This window comes from Anabaena sp. UHCC 0451, from assembly GCF_034931405.1.
In the GTDB taxonomy this organism is placed as follows: domain Bacteria; phylum Cyanobacteriota; class Cyanobacteriia; order Cyanobacteriales; family Nostocaceae; genus RDYJ01.
Map to the genome: position 1 here is coordinate 72,433 of NZ_JAYGHA010000013.1, position 20,390 is coordinate 92,822.

The 20,390-nt window shown below is 38.2% G+C and carries 18 protein-coding genes and 1 pseudogene; 14 read left to right on the forward strand and 5 right to left on the reverse strand.

The genetic code is table 11. The features are described 5' to 3' along the window. The first annotated feature begins 90 nt into the window (after positions 1-90). Both VB694_RS25310 and VB694_RS10890 read left to right on the forward strand, forming a co-directional pair. Positions 91-285: a Uma2 family endonuclease gene (locus VB694_RS25310; RefSeq protein ID WP_416233476.1), complete on the forward strand. Its 195-nt coding sequence runs from the start codon at positions 91-93 to the stop codon at positions 283-285. A gap of 305 nt (positions 286-590) precedes the next feature. Continuing rightward, complete coding sequence (locus tag VB694_RS10890) at positions 591-1,685, forward strand: GTP-binding protein (RefSeq protein ID WP_323360406.1); 1,095 nt, start codon at positions 591-593, stop codon at positions 1,683-1,685. A 64-nt stretch (positions 1,686-1,749) separates the two neighbouring features. Here the strand turns inward: VB694_RS10890 and VB694_RS10895 are convergent, their stop codons facing one another. Next, complete coding sequence (locus tag VB694_RS10895) at positions 1,750-3,381, reverse strand: alkaline phosphatase (RefSeq protein WP_323360407.1); 1,632 nt, start codon at positions 3,379-3,381, stop codon at positions 1,750-1,752. 212 nt (positions 3,382-3,593) lie between these two features. Between VB694_RS10895 and psb28 the strand changes: the two genes are divergently transcribed. The 3 genes from psb28 to VB694_RS10910 all read left to right on the forward strand — a co-directional run bounded on the left by psb28 (position 3,594) and on the right by VB694_RS10910 (position 5,094). Next, entirely contained in the window at positions 3,594-3,929 is a 336-nt protein-coding gene (gene psb28 / locus VB694_RS10900; RefSeq protein WP_323360335.1) for a photosystem II reaction center protein Psb28, read from the forward strand. Between the two features lie 85 nt (positions 3,930-4,014). Beyond that, positions 4,015-4,584 (forward strand): Uma2 family endonuclease, encoded by a 570-nt coding sequence (locus VB694_RS10905; protein WP_323360336.1) that lies wholly within the window; start codon positions 4,015-4,017, stop codon positions 4,582-4,584. Then, complete coding sequence (locus VB694_RS10910; protein WP_416233477.1) at positions 4,585-5,094, forward strand: MogA/MoaB family molybdenum cofactor biosynthesis protein; 510 nt, start codon at positions 4,585-4,587, stop codon at positions 5,092-5,094. 64 nt (positions 5,095-5,158) lie between these two features. On the opposite strand, the gene mraY is transcribed toward VB694_RS10910, so the two are convergent. Beyond that, on the reverse strand, positions 5,159-6,262 hold the full coding sequence (gene mraY / locus VB694_RS10915; protein WP_323360337.1) for a phospho-N-acetylmuramoyl-pentapeptide-transferase: 1,104 nt from the start codon (positions 6,260-6,262) through the stop codon (positions 5,159-5,161). A gap of 83 nt (positions 6,263-6,345) precedes the next feature. Further along, positions 6,346-6,582 carry a DUF3134 domain-containing protein gene (locus VB694_RS10920; RefSeq protein WP_323360338.1) on the reverse strand — a complete coding sequence of 79 codons (237 nt, stop codon included), beginning with the start codon at positions 6,580-6,582 and terminating at the stop codon, positions 6,346-6,348. Positions 6,583-6,804: 222 nt separating this feature from the next. Here VB694_RS10920 and VB694_RS10925 point away from each other — a divergent pair, with 222 nt between their 5' ends. The 8 genes and pseudogenes from VB694_RS10925 (at position 6,805) to VB694_RS10960 (ending at position 13,841) form a co-directional block, all read left to right on the forward strand. Next, positions 6,805-7,386, forward strand: a complete 582-nt coding sequence (locus tag VB694_RS10925) for a PAP/fibrillin family protein (RefSeq protein ID WP_323360339.1) — start codon at positions 6,805-6,807, stop codon at positions 7,384-7,386. 387 nt (positions 7,387-7,773) lie between these two features. Next, positions 7,774-7,992, forward strand: coding sequence for a photosystem I reaction center subunit IV (locus tag VB694_RS10930; protein WP_323360340.1), 219 nt, complete (start codon positions 7,774-7,776; stop codon positions 7,990-7,992). A gap of 216 nt (positions 7,993-8,208) precedes the next feature. Then, positions 8,209-9,042: a DNA-formamidopyrimidine glycosylase gene (locus tag VB694_RS10935; protein ID WP_323360341.1), complete on the forward strand. Its 834-nt coding sequence runs from the start codon at positions 8,209-8,211 to the stop codon at positions 9,040-9,042. A gap of 285 nt (positions 9,043-9,327) precedes the next feature. Then, entirely contained in the window at positions 9,328-9,849 is a 522-nt protein-coding gene (locus VB694_RS10940) for a hypothetical protein (protein ID WP_323360342.1), read from the forward strand. Between the two features lie 370 nt (positions 9,850-10,219). After that, positions 10,220-11,215, forward strand: a pseudogene (locus VB694_RS10945) (hypothetical protein). A gap of 288 nt (positions 11,216-11,503) precedes the next feature. After that, positions 11,504-11,719 carry an NAD(P)H-quinone oxidoreductase subunit O gene (locus tag VB694_RS10950; RefSeq protein ID WP_323360343.1) on the forward strand — a complete coding sequence of 72 codons (216 nt, stop codon included), beginning with the start codon at positions 11,504-11,506 and terminating at the stop codon, positions 11,717-11,719. A gap of 181 nt (positions 11,720-11,900) precedes the next feature. Then, entirely contained in the window at positions 11,901-12,878 is a 978-nt protein-coding gene (gene mdh / locus VB694_RS10955) for a malate dehydrogenase (RefSeq protein ID WP_323360344.1), read from the forward strand. 129 nt (positions 12,879-13,007) lie between these two features. Beyond that, complete coding sequence (locus VB694_RS10960) at positions 13,008-13,841, forward strand: carbohydrate ABC transporter permease (RefSeq protein ID WP_323360345.1); 834 nt, start codon at positions 13,008-13,010, stop codon at positions 13,839-13,841. Positions 13,842-13,875: 34 nt separating this feature from the next. Here VB694_RS10960 and VB694_RS10965 read toward each other — a convergent pair whose 3' ends face one another. Both VB694_RS10965 and VB694_RS10970 read right to left on the reverse strand, forming a co-directional pair. Next, entirely contained in the window at positions 13,876-14,583 is a 708-nt protein-coding gene (locus VB694_RS10965) for a sugar transferase (protein ID WP_416233478.1), read from the reverse strand. Between the two features lie 363 nt (positions 14,584-14,946). Continuing rightward, on the reverse strand, positions 14,947-19,203 hold the full coding sequence (locus VB694_RS10970) for a hypothetical protein (protein WP_323360347.1): 4,257 nt from the start codon (positions 19,201-19,203) through the stop codon (positions 14,947-14,949). A 415-nt stretch (positions 19,204-19,618) separates the two neighbouring features. On the opposite strand from VB694_RS10970, the gene VB694_RS10975 reads away from it, so the two are divergent. Next, positions 19,619-20,317 (forward strand): Crp/Fnr family transcriptional regulator, encoded by a 699-nt coding sequence (locus VB694_RS10975; RefSeq protein ID WP_323360348.1) that lies wholly within the window; start codon positions 19,619-19,621, stop codon positions 20,315-20,317. The last annotated feature ends 73 nt before the right edge of the window (positions 20,318-20,390 follow it).

Genomic DNA, 20,390 nt, shown 5'->3' on the forward strand with positions numbered 1-20,390 from the left:
GATCGCTCTCTTCATCTATCATATCTGATGTAGTTCTATAAATAATTCCCAGTAATATCATGTAATGCCGTCAGCAGAGGTTGGTAAATTATGATTCAAGCTTTACCCAAAACTAAACCAGTAACTTTTACAGAATTTTTGCAATGGAAACCAGAAAATAAAAGATATGAATTACATAAGGGAGTAATCTTTGAAATGAATCAACCTTTAGGGTATCATGAGTGGATTATCCTTTTTTTAAATGAAATAATTTTATCGGAATATAAACGTTTATTTATAATTTAGTCAATGGAGAATATAAAGTTAAACAATTTAGAAATGATGAAATAATCATATCAGCCACATTTCCAGAGTTAAAATTAACAGCTAATCAGATTTTTCAAGCTGGTATGTATACTCAACACGGCTTAATCATTTGATTCTGTGGGTAGGGGTAAAGCAGGAGCTAAACCCCTACAAATCTGGGTTTTTCGTAATTTTGTAAAAGTCCATGTCTCAACCGTGTTTAGTATAACTAGCAAAGCCAAGTATCCAAAAACAGGCTACTATTTAAAATAGACTTAAATAGACTCAAATCCTACTTCATGACTATGACATCAGCAATAACTTCCGAATCTCCAGCAATGAATGATACCAAACAAGGATTACCAGTAACCATTATTACAGGTTTTCTTGGTAGCGGTAAAACTACCTTACTCAATCATATTTTGACTAATCAGCAAGGTTTAAAAACCGCCGTTTTAGTCAACGAATTTGGCGAAATTGGCATTGATAATGAGTTAATTGTTGCCACTGATGATAACATGGTGGAACTTAGCAATGGTTGTATTTGTTGCACCATTAATAATGACTTAGTTGATGCAGTTTACAAAGTTTTAGAAAGAGAAGAAAAGCTAGATTATCTAGTTGTAGAAACTACAGGATTAGCAGATCCTTTACCAGTAGCAATGACATTTCTGGGTTCAGAACTGCGAGATTTAACCCGTCTAGATTCCATCATCACCGTAGTTGATGCAGCAAATTATAGTTTAGATTTATTCAATTCCCAAGCTGCACTTAGTCAAATTACTTATGGTGATGTAATTCTGCTCAATAAAGCAGATTTGGTTGATGAAACTAAGTTACAAGATTTAGAAAGGAAGATTAACGAAATTAAGGAAGGATCAAGAATTATTAGAACTAAAAATTCCCAAGTTCCCCTTCCTTTGATCCTCAGTGTTGGTTTATTTGAATCTGATAAATATTTTGATTCAGAAGAACACGAACACGATCATCATGATCACGAACATCACGATCATGATCATTCTACTTGTGAACATGACCATCACGATCATGAACATCATCACCATCATTCTAATCACTTAGAAAATGATGGTTTTATATCTATTTCTTTTCAAAGTGATAAACCTTTTGCAATTAGAAAATTTCAATATTTCTTAGATAACCAACTACCTACAAATGTCTTCCGCGCTAAAGGTATTATGTGGTTTGAAGAAAGTCCCCAACGTCATATTTTTCACCTGTGCGGTAAACGCTTCACCATTGATGATGATCAGTGGAAAGGTGAAAAGAAAAACCAAATAGTTTTAATTGGTCAAAATTTGGACGAAGAAACTTTACTCAAGCAACTAGAAAACTGTCTTTGTCTTCCTTCAGTTAGTAAAGGTAAAGGTTTTGGAAAATAGATAATTACTCAATTCAATTACTCAGATCCCCGACTTCTTAAAGAAGTCGGGGATCTACAAAAAATTAGCTATTGTTTTTAACCGCAGCTAATTGAGTTTGATAAATGTGGATTTGGTCTACTAAACCTGTAATTCCCGGAACATCAAAACCATAAAGTTGAAAACCCTTCCCGATAAAATTAGTCAAAACTTCCGCACCTTGACCTTGATAGTAAACAGGAACTGGTCGGTTAGAATGATTCCCCCAACCATATTTAATATCAGGATTAGAACCCCAAAAATGTCCAGCTTTTGTAGGGTCAGCTTCAGTAGTTAAAGCTTCTGCACCTTGTGTTTTTAAAAGTTGCTCAAAATCAGGATTTAAAGTAAGGTAATGGTCATGATCTGCGGTAACAATGAGGAGATTATTTTCCCAACCACCATTTTTTTCAATCCAATCAATTACAGTTTTCACAGCTTGATCAAAATCTAAAACTGTACCAATCAAATTATCTAAATTATCATCATGTGCAGACCAATCAATATCACCACCTTCTACCATTAACCAAAATCCATCTTCATCTTTTGATAAGACTTCTAAAGCTGCTGAAGTTAAATCTTTGAGAGTGGGATTTTCGTTAATTTCCCTAGCAATAAATGATGTATTTGTTTCTCCAGGAAGTAAAGGACGGACTGTATCAGGGTTTTTACCTTGGGAAGCAAACAGAGAAAAAATACTTAAACCTGTATGACTGTAATCTCCATTTGCTGTACTAACTGGCAGATTTCCTTCTTGTCCCCTTGCACCATATAATCCTAATAAGCGATCGCCTTTGTTGGGATCTAATTTACTCGCAATCTCTTTTAATTTATCCGCTGCATCTCTTCCCCGTTCTACAAATGTGTAATCATAGCGATTTTGATTGGGGTTTTTACTCAATTCTCTATAGGTCGATTTCGTAATATATTCAAACTTCGTCGGAGGTTCTACTCCCACTGGTAAAGATTGACTACTAGCACCAGTCAGAGGATGACCACCACCCAAAATTACCGTCGGTTGATAAATACGAAGTTCCTGCTGCAAAATATTATCTAAACTCGGATACTCACCATCATATTTATTGCGACGGTTGACATTAGCAGCAGCAGCACCAGGAGTAGCATGATCAATAGGTACAGATGTCACAATACCAGTTGATTTTCCCACATCAGCCGCAGTTTTTAGAATCGTTTCTAGCGGTTTCTCAAAGATATCTACAGAAATAGCGTTATTGTAGCTTTTAACTCCGGTATAAAGAGTGGTAGCTGTGTTTGCTGAGTCAGGATAACTGTGCTTAATATATTCCGGGTCATTTCCAGGAGTCCAAGGATTAATCCCACCAAGTACCGGATCATAACCGACCAAATTACCTACAGCATCCGGTTGGAGATTTTTTTCACCACCGGAAGCGTTAATACCCGGATTAAATCTAGGATTGAAGCTAAACCCAGATAAGATAGGGCTACCACCTGTGATGGAAATAGTGTTAGTCAATGCAGAGTTACCAGTATTAAACACTCCATTACCAGCAGCAATTGTAGTTCCGTAGGTTGTCGCTAAGGCATAATTATCTAAATTCTGAAAGCTGAGTCCTTGACCTTTACCTGCACTATAACTATACCCCTGAGAAATAGCCGCAGCATTAGCCATTTCCCAGCCCATGCCATCACCAATCATAATAATGACATTTTTGGCGTTAGTTGTGGTTGCGGCTGGTGCAGCATGAAAATTTAGTAAAATTACTAATAAAATTGAGCATACTGCCAGTACAGTAAATAACCTGCGATTTAAGCGAAATCGGTAAATAGATTCAACCACGATAGTTAAATGCCTGTTATATGATGAGAGAATATTAACCTAAACATCATAAAACTTAAAATTCATTGATCATGGCAAAAATCCAATTTTCTAGAGGTATTGACGAAACAGTAGTTCCAGATGTACGTTTAACGCGATCGCGCAGTGGTGATCAAGGTACAGCAACATTTACTTTTACTAATCCCAAAGCTTTCAGCGAAGGTAGCACAGAAGAAATTACTGGGATGTATATGATTGACGAAGAAGGTGAAATTGTTACCCGCGAAGTCAAGGGTAAATTTGTCAATGGTAAACCAGATACTGTCGAAGCACTTTACCTGATGAAAAGTCCAGAAGAATGGGAACGCTTTATGCGTTTTATGGAACGTTACGCGGAAGAAAATGATCTGGGATTAAGTAAATCCTAAATTATTTATCAGTCATTGGTCATTGATCTTTTATCTTTGATCTTTGACTTAAAAAATGTTCTCAAAGTTTATAGGAGTAATAGTCATGATAGTTGCAACTGCTAAAAAAATGACTTTTGAAGAGTTTCTCCAATTTGATGACGGTACAGATAATTTATATGAATTAGAAAACGGGGAATTAATTGTTATGCCTTTTGAAAGTGAGCTAAATCGGCGGATAGTGATGTTTTTAGTTGCCTCCTTTTTAAAGTTAGATATTCCCTATTACCGCTTGAGTATGAAAACAGAAATAGCTGTAAATAGTCGGATGGTGGGGGTACGTGTTCCTGATTTAGTCATATTTTCAGAAGAATTAGCAGAAGAGATGAAAGAGGCTAAACGTTCTCTGATTTTAATGGATATGCCGCCTCCTTTGTTAGTAGTTGAAGTGGTAAGTCCTAATCAAGAAAATCGGGATTATCGTTACAAGCGTTCTGAATATGCAGCGCGGGGTATTGCTGAATATTGGATTGTTGATCCCATGCAGAAAAAGGTCACGGTTTTAGAGTGGGTGGAAGGTTTTTATGATGAGCAGGTTTTTACTGATAATATGGTAATTTGTTCACCTTTATTTTCTGATATTAAGTTAACTGTGGGTGAGGTTTTACAAGGATAAATGATTAAATTACAACCACATCCAGATGCAGAAAATATCACGGTTAACTGTGCTGTTGTTACCGTCAGTGATACCCGCAACCCAGAAACAGATAAAAGTGGAAAATTAATACAGGATTTATTATTATCTGCTCATCATCTGATTGTAGATTATCAAATTATCAAAGATGAACCAGACCAAATCCAAGCATATATAGAAAGTATCAGTAAAAATCAGAATTTAGAAGTTATTATTTTTAATGGTGGTACAGGAATTGCACCTAGAGATACTACTTACGATGCTATAGAAAAACTGTTAGAAAAGACTTTACCAGGATTTGGCGAAATATTCCGTTTTTTAAGTTATCAAGAAATTGGTTCTCGTGCGATCGCATCTCGCGCTGTCGCTGGTACTTATCAAAATAAAATTATCTTTTCTCTTCCCGGTTCTAGTAACGCAGTCCGTCTGGGAATGGATGAAATCATATTACCAGAAATTGTCCATCTTGTCAAGCAAATGCAAAATCAATAAAAAACCAGATCCCCGAATTCTCTAAGAAGTCGGGGATCTATATCTTCGTGATATATGAAAAATCTCAAAATTTGATTATTGTCAAGCAGATAGTAGCCAAAATCGCCGCAATGAGATAAAAAACTGTGACTACTTGCAATTCTGACCAACCAGTTAATTCTAAATGATGATGTAAAGGAGCCATTTTGAATAACCGCTTCCCTTTCCCATCTGGTCCTTTTGTAGCTTTGTAATAACTAACTTGTGCCATCACAGACAGAGTTTCTACAAAAAATATCCCGCTGAGAATAAACAAGACTACTAAACTGTTAGTTAAAAGTGCAACAGCAGCTAACGCACCACCCAAAGCCAAAGAACCAGTATCACCCATAAAAACACGGGCTGGGTTACGGTTATGGGCTAAAAATCCGATGCAACTACCACTCATAGCCGCACAGAAGATCATTAATTCTGGGGAAGTGGGTGCAATTAAAGCCCCTAAAGCAAAGATAGCGATCGCAACTGTTCCCCCCGCTAAACCATCAATCCCATCTGTTAAATTAGTAGCATTGCTTTCTGCCACTAGCACGAAACCAGCCAAAGGCCAAAACAGTAATCCTAAAGGTAGGGAAAAACCAACCCAAGGTAAAGCGATATTTGTTATACTAAAATCTCTATTCAACATCATCCCAACACAGAAAGCAGCCGCAAAAATAATCTGCAAAGCCAGTTTCATTTTCGGAGATATACCTTTATTTGATTTCCGACGCAAAATTTGCCAATCGTCTATCCAGCCAATCAACCCATAACTGAGTGTTAAAGCCGAAACAGCAACTACATCTTGAGCAAAATTAGACAAGAAACAAGCAACTATCACACCCACAGGGATGAAAAACACACCACCCATAGTGGGAGTACCAGCTTTTCTCAGATGTGCTTGGGGTCCATCTTCTCGGATAATTTGCCCCGTTTTCAAAGCTTGCAGCCATGGTACAGCCCAAAAGCCAGCAGCAGCAGCACCTACAGCACAAAGCAGAAAGGGCATGGTGAGAGATTCTGTATGCCAGAATACTCTATGACTCAACCAATCTAAACTTAATGCGGCTATAGTCAGCGAAAGGGCTAACAGAGAAGCCAGTCGAATTCCAGAAATATTCAATCCTTGATTAGGAGATAATTTAGCGTCCACAGAAAATTTTCCTTCACTCCACACTTTAAAAAAATCGCAAACAGAGACTACTGAATAAAATCTAGTCTCCACAGTCCTCAAGGCTAATCCTCATCTAAGCTGATATCACTATCATCATAGTCAAGATCGCCCATTCCATCTTCTCCAACTAAAAAATCAGATATTTCTTCTTCCGGTCTAGAAAAACTTGCTTCATTCAAGTCACGTACTATAAGACGGCCGCTAGACTGCAACCATTCCAATATAGACGACTCTTGCTTCAAGGGAATTACAATAGCCCGCTTGTTCCGGGGATGCTCACGTAGAGGAGAATTTAACATATCAACGAAGACAGGAAGAGATTAGTAAATGGACATTAAGAGTCTATCATTTGATACGAGATAATTTAGTTAATGATTCAACTCTTTGATTAATCAATCCGAATTAAACAAAAAAATTTATTTAATAGCCTGATGCCTAACAGCAAGCCATTCTTGCTGAATTACTGACATTAACCTCCTGTTAATTCTGATTTCATACTTAATATTCTGAGGTAGAACATAATGGTAACAAAAGCTGCTCTCTTGGATACAATTGCTGGTACAAATCGGGGTTTGCTGGCAACTGAAACCCAAAAACAAGCCATTCTAGCAGCGATCGCTAGTTTAGAAGACTTTAACCCAAATCCACGCCCTTTAGAAGCTAGTTACTTACTAGAAGGTGATTGGCGACTACTATACACCACTAGCAAGGCTTTATTAAACCTAGATCGCTTTCCCTTTTGTAAACTTGGTCAAATTTACCAATCTATTCGAGTAGCAACTACCAGCGTTTATAACATAGCTGAAATTTACGGACTACCTTCTTTAGAAGGATTAGTCAGTGTAGCTGCTGAATTTGAACCAGTCTCTGAACGTCGAGTTCAAGTTAAGTTTAAACGCTCTATAATTGGTCTACAAAAACTTATGGACTACAACTCACCAGACATTTTTATCCAGCAAATTGAATCAGGCCAAAAATTTACTGCTCTTGATTTCCCGATCAAAAGCGACCAACAAGGATGGTTGGATATCACTTATATAGACAACAATCTACGTATTGGTAGAGGTAACGAGGGGAGTGTCTTTGTTTTGAGTAAGGTGTAAAAGCCATAAAAAAATTATTCGCAAGAAGTGTTTGCGAACGACCTTATTCTATTATAGGTACTTTGTCAAGTACGGACTGATACTTTTATCAGGGGACTGGGGACTGGGGACTGGGAACTGGGGACTGGGAACTGGGGACTGGGTGAAGAAACTTATTCCCTAATCCCTAATCCCTAATCCCTAATCCCTAATCCCTAATCCCTAATCCCTAATCCCTAATCCCTGTTCCCTAATTCCCTAATTCCCTAATTCCCTAATCCCTAATCCCTAATCCCTAATTCCCTGTCAAATAACTTAACAAATACTCTAGCAAAGACCTTCAGGTAGTAGAGTGAAATAAATTAGCCCTAATTTATTCTCAATTGAAGATTCAAAGGGAAGATAATCATGGTTCAACGTGGCTCTAAAGTACGTATTCTCCGTCCAGAATCCTACTGGTTTCAAGATGTAGGGACAGTCGCTTCTGTTGACAAAAGCGGCATCAAATACCCTGTAATTGTTCGTTTTTCCAAAGTTAACTACTCTGGAATCAACACCAACAACTTCGCTGTAGATGAATTAATCGAAGTCGAAGCACCCAAACCAGCTGCTGCTGCTAAAAAGTAAGCAATCAAGCTATTAGGGGATTGTTTGGTGACATGATATAAGAAAGTGAGAAGGGCTATGAGAAATTATAGCTACACAGACAAAACGCGTAGCGGCTTCCCTCCGTAGGGAAATGGCGAAACTCAAAGGGCTTTGTTTGTTTAGTAGATATTTTCCATTGCCGTCAACTTTTCCACTATCCTGATTATGTCGTCACAGTCCCCTTATTTTGCTTAAATGCCTGAATTACCTGAAGTTGAAACAGTCCGACGGGGTTTAAATCAATTAACCCTCAACCAAGGAATAACGGGAGGAGATGTGCTGCTTCAACGCACCATCGCCTACCCAGCTTCTATTCAAAAGTTTATAGAAAATATTAAAACAAGCTCCATTAAATCCTGGCATCGTCGCGGTAAATATCTCTTAGCTGAACTTTCTCCATCTTCCTGGTTGGGTGTGCATCTGCGAATGACAGGACAATTATTATGGTTAAATCAAGACGAACCTTTACACAAACACACCAGGGTCAGATTATTTTTTGCAGATAATCACGAATTACGGTTTGTAGATCAGCGCACCTTTGGGCAAATGTGGTATGTTCCTGGTAATGTTCCTGTAGAAAGCATTATTACAGGTTTAGCGAAATTAGCAGTTGATCCTTTTTCCCCAGAGTTCACAGTCGAGTATTTAGCTAATAAACTGCAAAAATCTCGTCGTCCTATAAAAACTGCTTTATTAGATCAATCTATAGTAGCGGGATTGGGTAATATTTATGCTGATGAAGCTTTATTTAAAAGTGGTATTTTACCAACTACTATCTGTACAGAATTAGATCAAAAACAAATAGCACCTTTAAGAACTGCCATTATTGATGTTTTGTCCGCTAGTATTGCCGTTGGGGGGACAACTTTTAGTAATTTCCTCAATGTTAAAGGTGTAAATGGCAACTATGGTGGTGAAGCGTGGGTTTATAATCGTGCCGGTGAACCTTGTAAAGTTTGTGGTAACGTCATTCAGCGGATTAAGTTAGGTGGGCGTTCTAGTCATTTTTGTTCAGAGTGTCAAAGTTAGGGATGAAAATAATCTGATTTCTGTTCTATAACTATATGACCATTTAATTTTAGAGTTGAAACCGTTTACTACTAAGTTGGCGGTTATTTTTTCACATAAACAAATATGATACGAATAAATCAGTAAATTTTTGTAAAAAAAAAGACAAAGGCTGCATATAAAATACACTGATATGTAGATGCAATTAACACAGACAAATCAGGACTTACTCAACGAATAAGCCTAATTTTCTCAGTTTTGCGCTGTTCTAAACTGGTCTATTTTGTTGTCAAAGGAAAGTTTTTCATGAACTTATCTCATCTTTTGCCATTACTTGTTGGTAGTGCTGTTGCTGGTGTTTTAGCCAGTATGTCTCCAGCACAAGCTTTGGTGTTTAATGTCGGTGGAACTGACTATGAAGTGACAACCCAAACAGGGACTTTCTTAGATCTATCCACGACACTTCAACAAAATCCGTGGTGGGGTAACGGTGCGATTGCTTCTGATGCAGCAATTGGGAGTTCCTCTCTGGGTGTGAATGAATTTTTCCAGGGACCCATATTTGCTTATTCCGTATTTGATCAGGGGTCAGCGGTGGCTGGTTATTATGAGAATACGTTTGGTGGTGTTGCTATTGGTGATATTGGAGTTCTTGCTGCGGACGTGCAGGTGTATGCAGTAGCTACCGCCGCCACTCCTGTCCCCTTCGACATCCCTGGAGGTGCAACTATCCCCACAGTTGGTTCTTTAATAGCTTTAGGTGCAATGAGAAAAGTCAAAAAAAGCCTAGCATTAAAAACCCGCATTGCTGAAACGATAGTTTCATAGAACTTTCAACCTCATGGTTTAATCTTTTTGATACAGCATCCTCAAGATCCCCGACTTCTTCCTTTATCTGTTAAATAAATTATCAGGTGATCTCAGAAGTCGGGGATCTGTAAAATAAATTACTTCCAGATAAAAGCACTAAAAGAGAGTATGGGTGTTGACAAATGATTTTAGATTTGTTATCATAGGTTCGACGAGGAAGAACTATTGTAAAATAAATATAATTAACAATCATCAGGTAGGGGTTTAGCAATGCTAAACCCCTAAATTAGTATCATAAAAAAAGTGTAAAATTAATAGTTATTTATTGTCAGAATCAGGATGTCCAGGATTTTAGGATTTACAGGATGAAAGCAGGAATAAAAATCTCATGACTCGCTTTATACATGATCAATTTGCCAAACAATATCTAACGGAACTATTAACACCTTATGGTCAAGTAGAAACCAGCAAAGATATCACCGCAGAAGTTAGGCAAATTGACGTTTTATTTATTCCTTCACGTCAACCTACACAAAGTTTAGAAATACTCGGATTACTAGGAAGAATGGCCACAAATTATGCCATATTTGAACCATTCCGTAATCCTGTCAGCAAGAGTGAAATTCACAGTTGCATGGGTAAGCTGTTTGACATTCATGCAGATTTAGAACGGCAAGCTAAACGCAATGATACCCGAATAAAGGAAACAGAATTACCCCAATTATGGATTTTTACGCCTACAGCATCAGTAGAAATTCTAGAGGGCTTTAATGGTACTCTGGATGAAACAATCTGGAGTAAAGGGATTTATTTTTTAGCAAAAGAGTTAAAAACCGTAATTGTTGTTATTCATTAACTACCCAGTACACCAGAAACGCTGTTTTTGCGGATATTAGGGAGAGGAAAAGTACAAAGACAAGCAGTTGAAGAATTAGAAGCACTGGCAAATAATAATCCGTTTCTTTCAGATATTATAGAATTAGTACATAACCTAATTGCTGTTTTATCTGCACGTCAACAACAAGCACAAGATATTGATAAAGATGATCAGGAGTTGATTATGAAATTATCAGAAATTTATCAACAACAATTAAAAGAAATCAAAAAACAAGAACGACAAGAAGGACTTCAAGAAGGACTTCATGTAGGACTGCAAGAAGGACGACAAGAAGGACTTCATTTAGGACTTCAAGAAGGACGACAAGAAGGAATAGAAAGAGAACGACGCGCTATGATTGAAAGTATTTTGCAAGTGCGTTTTGGTAAAGTTGACTCTGAGCTACAAATAATTATCAACTCTCTAATTGCTATGAGTAGAGAAGAATTTACTCCTTTGCTTCTACAATTATCTCGTGAGGAGTTATTAGCTAGATTTGCACAATAATTGATGGAAAAATGGACAAATCAGCTACTTCCAGCAGCATTTGAAAATAAATCAAAGTCCAGAATATAGAGTATGGGGGTTGACAGCAGGTTTGAGATTTGTTATCATGGAATTGACAAGGAAGAACTATGTAAAAATAACTAAAAAATAATTAATATAAACTTTCTCCTAAACCGCTTACCACCAGAGTAGGCGGTTATCTTATTTGAAGAAAGAAATTATGCCTTTACGTCTTGGCGCGAGATAAAATTTTGAGTAAAAGCGTTTATTTTGGAACAAAGGGAACTTATGGCAGTTAAAAAAGGAACTATGGTTCGCGCTGTCCGCGAGAAGTTGGAAAATAGTGTAGAAGCTAAAGCTAGTGATACTCGCTTTCCCTCCTATTTATTTGATAGTCAAGGAGAAATTGTCGATATCAAAGGTGATTACGCTTTAGTGAAGTTTGGCAAAGTGCCAACTCCCAATATTTGGTTAAAGTTAGAACAATTGGAAGAGTTTGTGTAAAATACATCTCCAGATAAATAATGTAGAGACGTGACATGGAACGTCTCTACAAGGGTTCTAGGAAACGCACATTTAATTTTCACGCTCTTGTCTAAAAGTTATAAAAAAGGTGGGTTACGCTGTCGCTAACCCACCCTACGATGATTGAATTATCGCCATCATAGAGAAATTATGAGAAATTATGTCTGATTCTCCTTCTTCACCAGTTTTATGTAAATCCCCCCGTGTGACTATTGTGGGTGCGGGTAGAGTTGGTAGCACCTTAGCCCAACGCATTGCAGAAAAAAATCTCGCTGATGTAGTATTGTTAGATATTGTCGAGGGAATGCCCCAAGGTTTAGCTTTAGACTTATTAGAAGCACGGGGATTAGAATTACATAATCGGCAAATTAGCGGTACTAATAATTATGCAGATACAGCTAATTCTACAATTGTGGTAATTACTGCTGGTTTTCCTCGTAAACCGGGAATGACGAGAGATGACTTACTAAAAATCAATGCCAAGATTGTAGTTGAAGCAGCAAAAAATGCGATCGCCCATTCTCCTCATGCTATTTTTATAGTAGTCACCAATCCTTTAGATGTGATGACTTATTTAACTTGGCAAACTACAGGTTTACCGAGAAATCAAGTGATGGGTATGGCTGGAGTTTTAGACTCAGCCAGATTTGAAACTTTCATTGCTTTAGAATTAGGGGTTTTACCTGCGGATGTCAAAGCGATGGTTTTAGGTAGTCATGGTGATTTAATGGTTCCTTTAGCCCGTTATGCTACTGTTAATGGAATTCCGATTACAGAATTATTAGACGCAGAAACCATTGAACGTTTAGTAGAAAGAACCCGCAACGGTGGCGCAGAAATTGTGGAATTAATGCACACAGGCGGCGCGTTTTTTGCTCCTGCTTCTGCGACTTCTTTAATGATAGAATCAATTTTATTAAATCAGTCACGTTTGTTGCCAGTTGCGGCTTATTTACAAGGCGAATATGGTTTAAATGATGTAACGATTGGTGTTCCTTGTCGTTTAGGATGTGGTGGAGTTGAGAATATTTTAGAAATTAATCTCAATGATGAAGAAAAAGCCGCTTTACAAACTTCAGCCAATGCTGTCAGCCAAAATATTCAAAGGGCAAAAGAGATTTTATCCGTTACAGAATAACTGGAAATTTTGGACTGCGGAGAAGATTTTTACCAATTACTAATTTATCAAATTTCACAACTTTAGAATCAGTTTTTCTAGTTTCCAAGTGATAGCTGCCAATAAATTTATAAATCAAAATGCTACTATATGAACACCCAAAAATCACAACTAAGAATTTTCATCATATACGCATTATTAGGAGCGATCGCACTCTTTACCCTTTTCCCTTTATTATGGTTAATTAGTACATCATTAAAATCGCCTACGGAAAATCTTTTGCAGTCTCCACCGCAGTTATGGCCTACTCAACCAACCTTAGATAACTTCTCTCGTGTTTGGCAATCTTTACCTTTTGGGCAATATTTATCTAACAGTATCATAGTGTCTTTATTGACTGTTGGATTAAATCTACTATTTTGTTCTTTAGCTGCTTATCCCTTAGCAAGATTATCATTTGTCGGTAGAAACGGCATTTTTATTGCCATTGTTTCTACAATTATGATTCCCTTTCAAATTGTGATGATTCCCTTATATATTTTGACAGTACAGTTAGGATTAACAAATAGTTATTTAGGGATGATTTTTCCCAGTTTAGCTTCTGCTTTTGGCATTTTTTTACTAAGACAAGCTTTTATGGGAGTGCCGAAAGAAATCGAAGAAGCTGCTCGCATGGATGGCAGTTCTGAGTTAGGATTATGGTGGTTTATCATGTTACCAGCTATTAGACCAGCACTCATCACCTTAGCTATTTTTGTATTTATTGGTGCTTGGAGTGATTTTTTATGGCCTTTAATTATCATCCAAGATGAAAGTTTATATACTTTACCTTTGGGAGTTGCTAAATTAGCAGGTACATTTTCTCTAGATTGGCGATTAGTAGCAGCTGGTTCCGTAATTTCTATAGCCCCAGTTTTGCTATTATTTTTAATTTTACAACGGTTTATCGTACCTACTGATACAGGTAGCGGTGTTAAAGGTTAATCAGTTATCAATTATATCTGCTGACACCTGTCACCTAATAAGCACCTTTTCTGTTTAATACTACCCAAATAGTTTTAAAAATTAACATCAAATCATAAGTAATAGACCATTTACGCTGATAGTCTAAATCCATATTAACTATAGTTTCAAAGTCTTTGATAGTGGAACGTCCATTAGTCTGCCATTCTCCAGTTATACCTGGTTTGACTCGCAACCTTTCCCAGTGATGTGGTGCATAATTGATAACTTCATCAGGAGTGGGGGGACGAGTCCCAACTATACTCATGTCTCCCCTTAAAACGTTCCAAAATTGGGGTAATTCATCTAAACTACTGCGTCTCAAGAATTTACCTAAAGGGGTAATACGCGGATCATCAGTAGATTTAAAAATGTTACCATTGGCTTGGTTTTTGACTAAAGACTTGAGTTTATCTGCATTAACTACCATAGAACGGAACTTCCAGATCCGAAAAGTGCGGCCGTTAAGACCACAGCGGAGTTGAGAATAAAATATTGGACCTGGATCAATAACAAAGGTAGCAATTGCTATAGGCACTATAAGTATAGATGTAATTATTAAACCAACTATAGCTCCGAGTATATCAATTAATCTTTTTGTATTACTAGTAACTGATGCGTGGATGGACTGTGCTGATAAGTCAAACCGATTCAGATGATTGAGAATCAGATGATTGAGAACACCTACATGAGTCACAGTGTAATTTTTTGTTTGGGTTGTCATAATATAAAGTGACATAATTAACCATTTATTGGATTTAATTTGTTACATCTATCTTTTTACGGAAAAGATGGTAAATCGTATTAAATACAATTAGATTGTATGTAATTTTTACTATGCTAAAAAGTGAAACTCCAGAACTTCATACAATCTTTTTATTCAGCCTGGTTGTTTTAAATTTTTGATGTTTTTTATGTAAAGAAGTTCAAAAACAGATATGAAAAATAAACGCCCCTTCTCACATAGACAGTGTTTTTACTTCGAAGTGGGCGTTTATGATGTAGACGCAGTAAATATTTGCGTACATCTCCTGATAAATCTTCTTAATTTATTTCTTTGGGAAGAGGTCTTTTTGGAGTATTAATGCTATAGAGGGTTGATAGCAAAGGAAAAATTAACCGTATAAGGTTCTTCTAGTGATTGCAGCGTACTGGCTTTGAGAGCATCAAGATAACGGCGCAAAAGCAGAAGTTGTTGATAATTAGGACGGTAAGTGAGATTACCTTGTTTTTGGAATAGTGGTACAGATGCGATCGCCTGATAATCAGGATTTTCCTGAGAGGTTTTTGCCAACCATAAAGAGTTTAAAGATGTTTGGTTTCCATCCGGTTCTGGTAAGTTTTCAGAGGTAACAGCAGGTATTAAACCAGCAGGTAGTTCACCTTCCAAAAAAGCCAGCAAACGCTGTTGACAAATGCGGGTATTAATGCCACGGCTCTCAAATAATTGCAGAACTTCACCAAAAGAGAGGGAACGCATAGCTTCACCACCCACGCTATCCAGTAAAATTTTCAGCAATTCAGAAAACAGGAAGTAATCTGTATACTGTTGTCTAGGTATTTCTAAAACCTGTGAATGTAAAGGTAATAAAGCCAACCCATAAGCCACCCGACTACAATGAGGAGCGCCATTTTCACCCAAGTATAAATCCTGAATAATTTTGGCGTTAGGAAGTTTTTGTCTTAACCAACGGTTAATTGTACCGACGGAAGCGACTCCACCAGAGAGAATTGCTTGATTAATAGCCTCAGTAGGAATACCACGAGCTACTAATAATTTATTAAGTTCGCGGTTGAGACGACGTACATAAGGTACAAAAACCAAGCTTTCCAGGTCTCTTCTTTGCAACATCCAACATTGATCAGCTAATTCTAGGGTAAAAGATTCTTGATGTTGCAAAATTAGCTTCAAAGCTAGGGCAGCCTCCAATAAAGCTTGTCCTAACAAAGAACTTTCTAGCCTTTGTTGCAAGCGAATTCGGGCTGGTATATCCGGTTCCCCAACTCGCGGTAGTTCTAAGGCGGCCAAACTCAAACTAGACCACTGAATTTTGTCTACACCAGTGATTGCGGGTTGCCAATGCCAAGGATGACTAGTGGAAGTTTGACCACTAGCTGGTGTTGTCCCACGGGGTTGGCGAGATTTTGGTGGCAGTAATAACTGACAAATAATATCCTGCTCAATAGCCTTGCCAGCATAGGCAATACTGTGGAGCATAAAATCTCTATATGTTAATTGGCTGAGGTCGGTCGGTAAATCAACCAGTGCCATTTCTGTGGCAGTTGCGCCAATATTCAATGCTAGTGTTGTACCGTGAAGAGAATTTTCGCTGGTTTTTAAAGGACGCAAACCCTGATTTTCACTCAACTGCACTGATTGAGAATTACCAGGATCAAGTTCTGGCAGCAAACTAGCGATCGCCTCCTCCACAAAAAATATCTGTTGGGGATGGGAAACAAGCTGACTAGTGAGTATAGCTTCCCGCACATTAAAGCGATATTGTTCTGACCAGCTAGATGGACAAGTACAGACCACACCAGTAATGTTATTGATAATTTCCGAGAAAACTTGAGTATCTATGCCCACACCATGAGCAATTAAAGCTGGAGTTGTACTAGTTTGATCCGATTTGAGAGTTAATAGCAGTTTCGAGAGCGATCGCACCACCCAAATCAACGGACCTGCTGAAAATTCATTTAACTGCAAAACGGGTTCCCATTTCTGTTGCGTAGTTTTGTAGGGAATTGCTACGTGCAGAAAAGGCTTTAAATGAGCAGAATAAAGATTTTGTTGCGGTGCTGGTGTAGAGCGAGTTTTATCCTGTGCTACGGCCGCTGGTGCTATCTGTTGAATATTTTCTGGGCTTTCAGCTTCTGAGTGAGGAATGGAAGCCGTAGGTAGATAAACTTCTGCTGGTAACCGAAATGATTGCTCAAAAGAACTATCACCTGATTTATTTTCTGTAGACCAGTAGATCGGATATACAACTAATTGGGAACGATTCAACAAGGCCGCAGAAATTCCTGTCGTACCTAAATCAATTCCTAAATACCAAACTGAGTTTGGGTCTTGGACTCTCAATAAAGAATTATCACTTACATTGTCACCTGCAAGCACATCTGCTTCTGGTGCGGATTTTGTGAGTTCCTTTTTTTTTTCAGTTTGAGGAATATCCAAATTAGAAATCGCAGTTAATGGTATATTCTCTGTCGCTGGGCTGCTAAAAGATTCGGTAACAGGTATTCCTAAATCGAGCAAATCCTCTCTGTCAGCCACCACATCCTGCAAACTTTCTAAACTCAAACTTTCTAAACTCAAACTTTCTAAATTAGTTGTCTGTTCCGAACCAAAATTTAACCGCCAATCAAAATTTGCTAAATCTCGATCCAATTGCTGCAACTGCGCTGAATCTAGGACAATAGGGGGTATACCTTCGGTTTCTACATCTGCATTTTCTAGAGACAGTAGATTTTCCTGTGGCGAAGCGGGAATATAAGTAGCCGTAAGTAAATCATCCTCTTTTGTTAATTCCTCCACCGGAAAACTGACTATGGGAGTCTCTGGTACTGTCGTTTCTAGATCATCCTCAAAAGATACAAATTCTGCAACCTGTTCTTCAGAACTAACATCAACCAATAAGTCAGTCAGAACCGTGATTGTATCACTACTATCTGGATGAAAGTCGGGTAATGTGGAAGCACTAGCAAATTCAGCTTGTGATTGCGTATCCTCTGGTAACAACAATTTTTCCCACAACTCAGATCCTGGCTCTGTGAGTTCTACCACAGCAATTTCAGGTAAAGTATTGTTGTTTTGATATACAAGATTTAAATCTAAATCCTGTTGCTCTATCGTATCTGAAGACACCAACAAATCATCATCTTGTTGTTCTGGTGTGATTACTAATGCTGGCATACTTTCACCCATCTCAGAAGTAAATACCTCATTTGTCACCACCGGCAAAGTAGTTGATTCTGTGGCGTTAGTCGCATCTACACTACTAAACAAACTTGCATAAAGTTGGTCTACTTCATCAACACTCTCTGGCGGAAATTCATCAGAGATGCTAAAAGTATCACTAACTAAAGTTGATGGCTCGCTGGTGGTAAGTTGTGACAGCACTATATCCAGACCCTCCACAATAGAATCTTCTGGAATTAATTCCTCAACTATCTCAGACTGAGATTCATCAGCAGTGGTAAAAGGGTTGATTACTGAAACTGAAGACTCCCCAGCCGTAAGCTCTGAAAGCACTGTATCCAGATCCTCCAGCGTAGAAGTTTCCTGGGTATCAACAGCAATATCTGGAATTAATTCCTCAACAATCCCAGGTTGAGATTCATCAGCCGTAAGCTCTGAAAGCACTGTATCCAGATTCTCCAGCGTAGAAGTTTCCTGGGTATCAACAGCAATATCTGGAATTAATTCCTCAACACTAGGAGAAACCGATTGTTCTGTTGCAGTCTTGACATCAAAGGTAAAAAGTTCAGCATCTGGGGATTGTTGTTGTAAATGCTGATGTAAATTTTGCAGAAAATTTGCCATCAACTGCTCACCTTGCATCCCCTGACTGTGCATTCTTGCCAGTGCTTGGGAGAAAGACTGATAATAAGTGTTGATGTTACTTTCTAATGCCCTAAAGACAACATTAACAGTGCCATCAAGTGATAGCAAACGTTGATCCAAGTCCCTGGCTAGATTAGCTAACCGTTCTACCCCTTGGGCTGATTGTAAAACAGGTTGAATCGCAGAATCACCTGCTTCTTGATTATGCTCACCTGTAGTCAAACTGGGAGAATTAGATGCGTTTCTTGTCAAATACGGAATTAAATTTGGTACTAACCGACTAGTTAGCACTTGTAAAAATTCAGTAATTATCTGTTCTTGGTTTGCTAACTGCTGTGTTAAGGAATAATTTTGCAATCGCTTTTGCTCCAGTTGTCTAATTTCCTGGACAAGAGAAGCTCTTTCTTGCAATAGCCCTGATAATTCAGCTTGCAAAGGTTGAAGCAAAACCGAAATTTCACCTTTTAATTGTTCTGCGGTAAAATTAACCTGTTCCTGTGGGGATTGATACGAATATGGTGCAGCTTGGTTATGCTCCTGCTCCACATATCGCGCCAACAAAGATGACAGTGGTGGAGTCTGTGACTGATCAGCAGGATTTTCTTCTGGTGTTTCACTTTCGTTCAGTGTGACAAGAAAGTCACGCACTCGCTGCAAAACCTCTCTTTCTTCTTGTCCCTGACCAGACAGGATTTTTGAGAGACGATTGCCACTGTTGGCCAGCAAGTTGTCAATGTCTGCAATCAGCTTGTTAATTTCATCTGCGCGGAAAGTCACGTTAAATTACCTTAGCTAGAAATGTACTTTGATGTTTATGGTATTTACAATTACAGAAGTTCACAGTGACAAAATTTATCGCTCGGACTTCTGAGGGCAATTATGTTATGAATTACTGAGAGATGCAACTTGATCTAGATCCTTCGCTTCCTTTTCAGTTAGTTCGCCAAATTTTTGACCAGGTTAAGTGTAAAATTACAATTCTATGTAGTAGTAGTAACAGGGAGGTAGTACAGGTGTATTTAATCAGCAAATACTAAAAGAAGGTAAAGATTGTTGAGAAAAAATTATATCGTCGTTTTCTTGTGTAACATAGTTTAGCTTCCTCTTTGAAAGCGGCTGTAATTTCATAGCTGAGGTTGAAAACACCGATATTGCTTGTTTTGTTCATAGCAGCTTTAATAAATATGTCCTAATGGAAGATAGATATAGCTTGCAGACATCCGCTCAAAACTGGATCACTTCAGCGCCCTTTTTTCAAGGGTTGCCTGAATCTATTGTAGAAACAGCCCTCACTCATCTTGTTACCCGTACCCACCCTGCCAATCAAGTTATCCTGCTAGAAAATGACTGGGGTGGCTCCGTATATTTTATTATAGAAGGATGGGTGAAAATCCGTACCTACAATTTAGAAGGAAAAGAGGTAACGCTGAATATTATTGGGCATGGAGAATTATTTGGAGAAATGGCGGCACTGGATGAAGTCCCCCGTTCCACTGATGTAATTACTCTCACCCCAACAATGATAGGCAGTATGCCTGCTCAAGATTTCGTCAAGTTATTGCAAACAGAACCCTTAGCAGGACTTAGATTAGCGCAATTAATGGCGCGACGATTACGACAAGTAAATCGTCGTTTGCGTCTGCGAGAATCGGATAGTCAATCACGGGTAGCAGATACATTACTATTTTTGGCTGAAGGACAAGGTACGCGAGGAGAAACAGGTACAGAAATTCCTAATTTACCTCACCGGGAATTGAGCAGTTTGAGTGGACTGGCACGGGAAACAGTCACACGGGTACTGACAAGGTTGGAGAAAAAAGGCCTGATTCTACGGGAACAAGATGTTCTCTGTATCCCCGATGTTTCAGCTTTGGAAAAAATGATCATTTAACAGGGAACAGGGAACAGGGAACAGGGAACAGGGAACAGGGAACAGGGAACAGGGAACAGGGAACAGTGGGTAA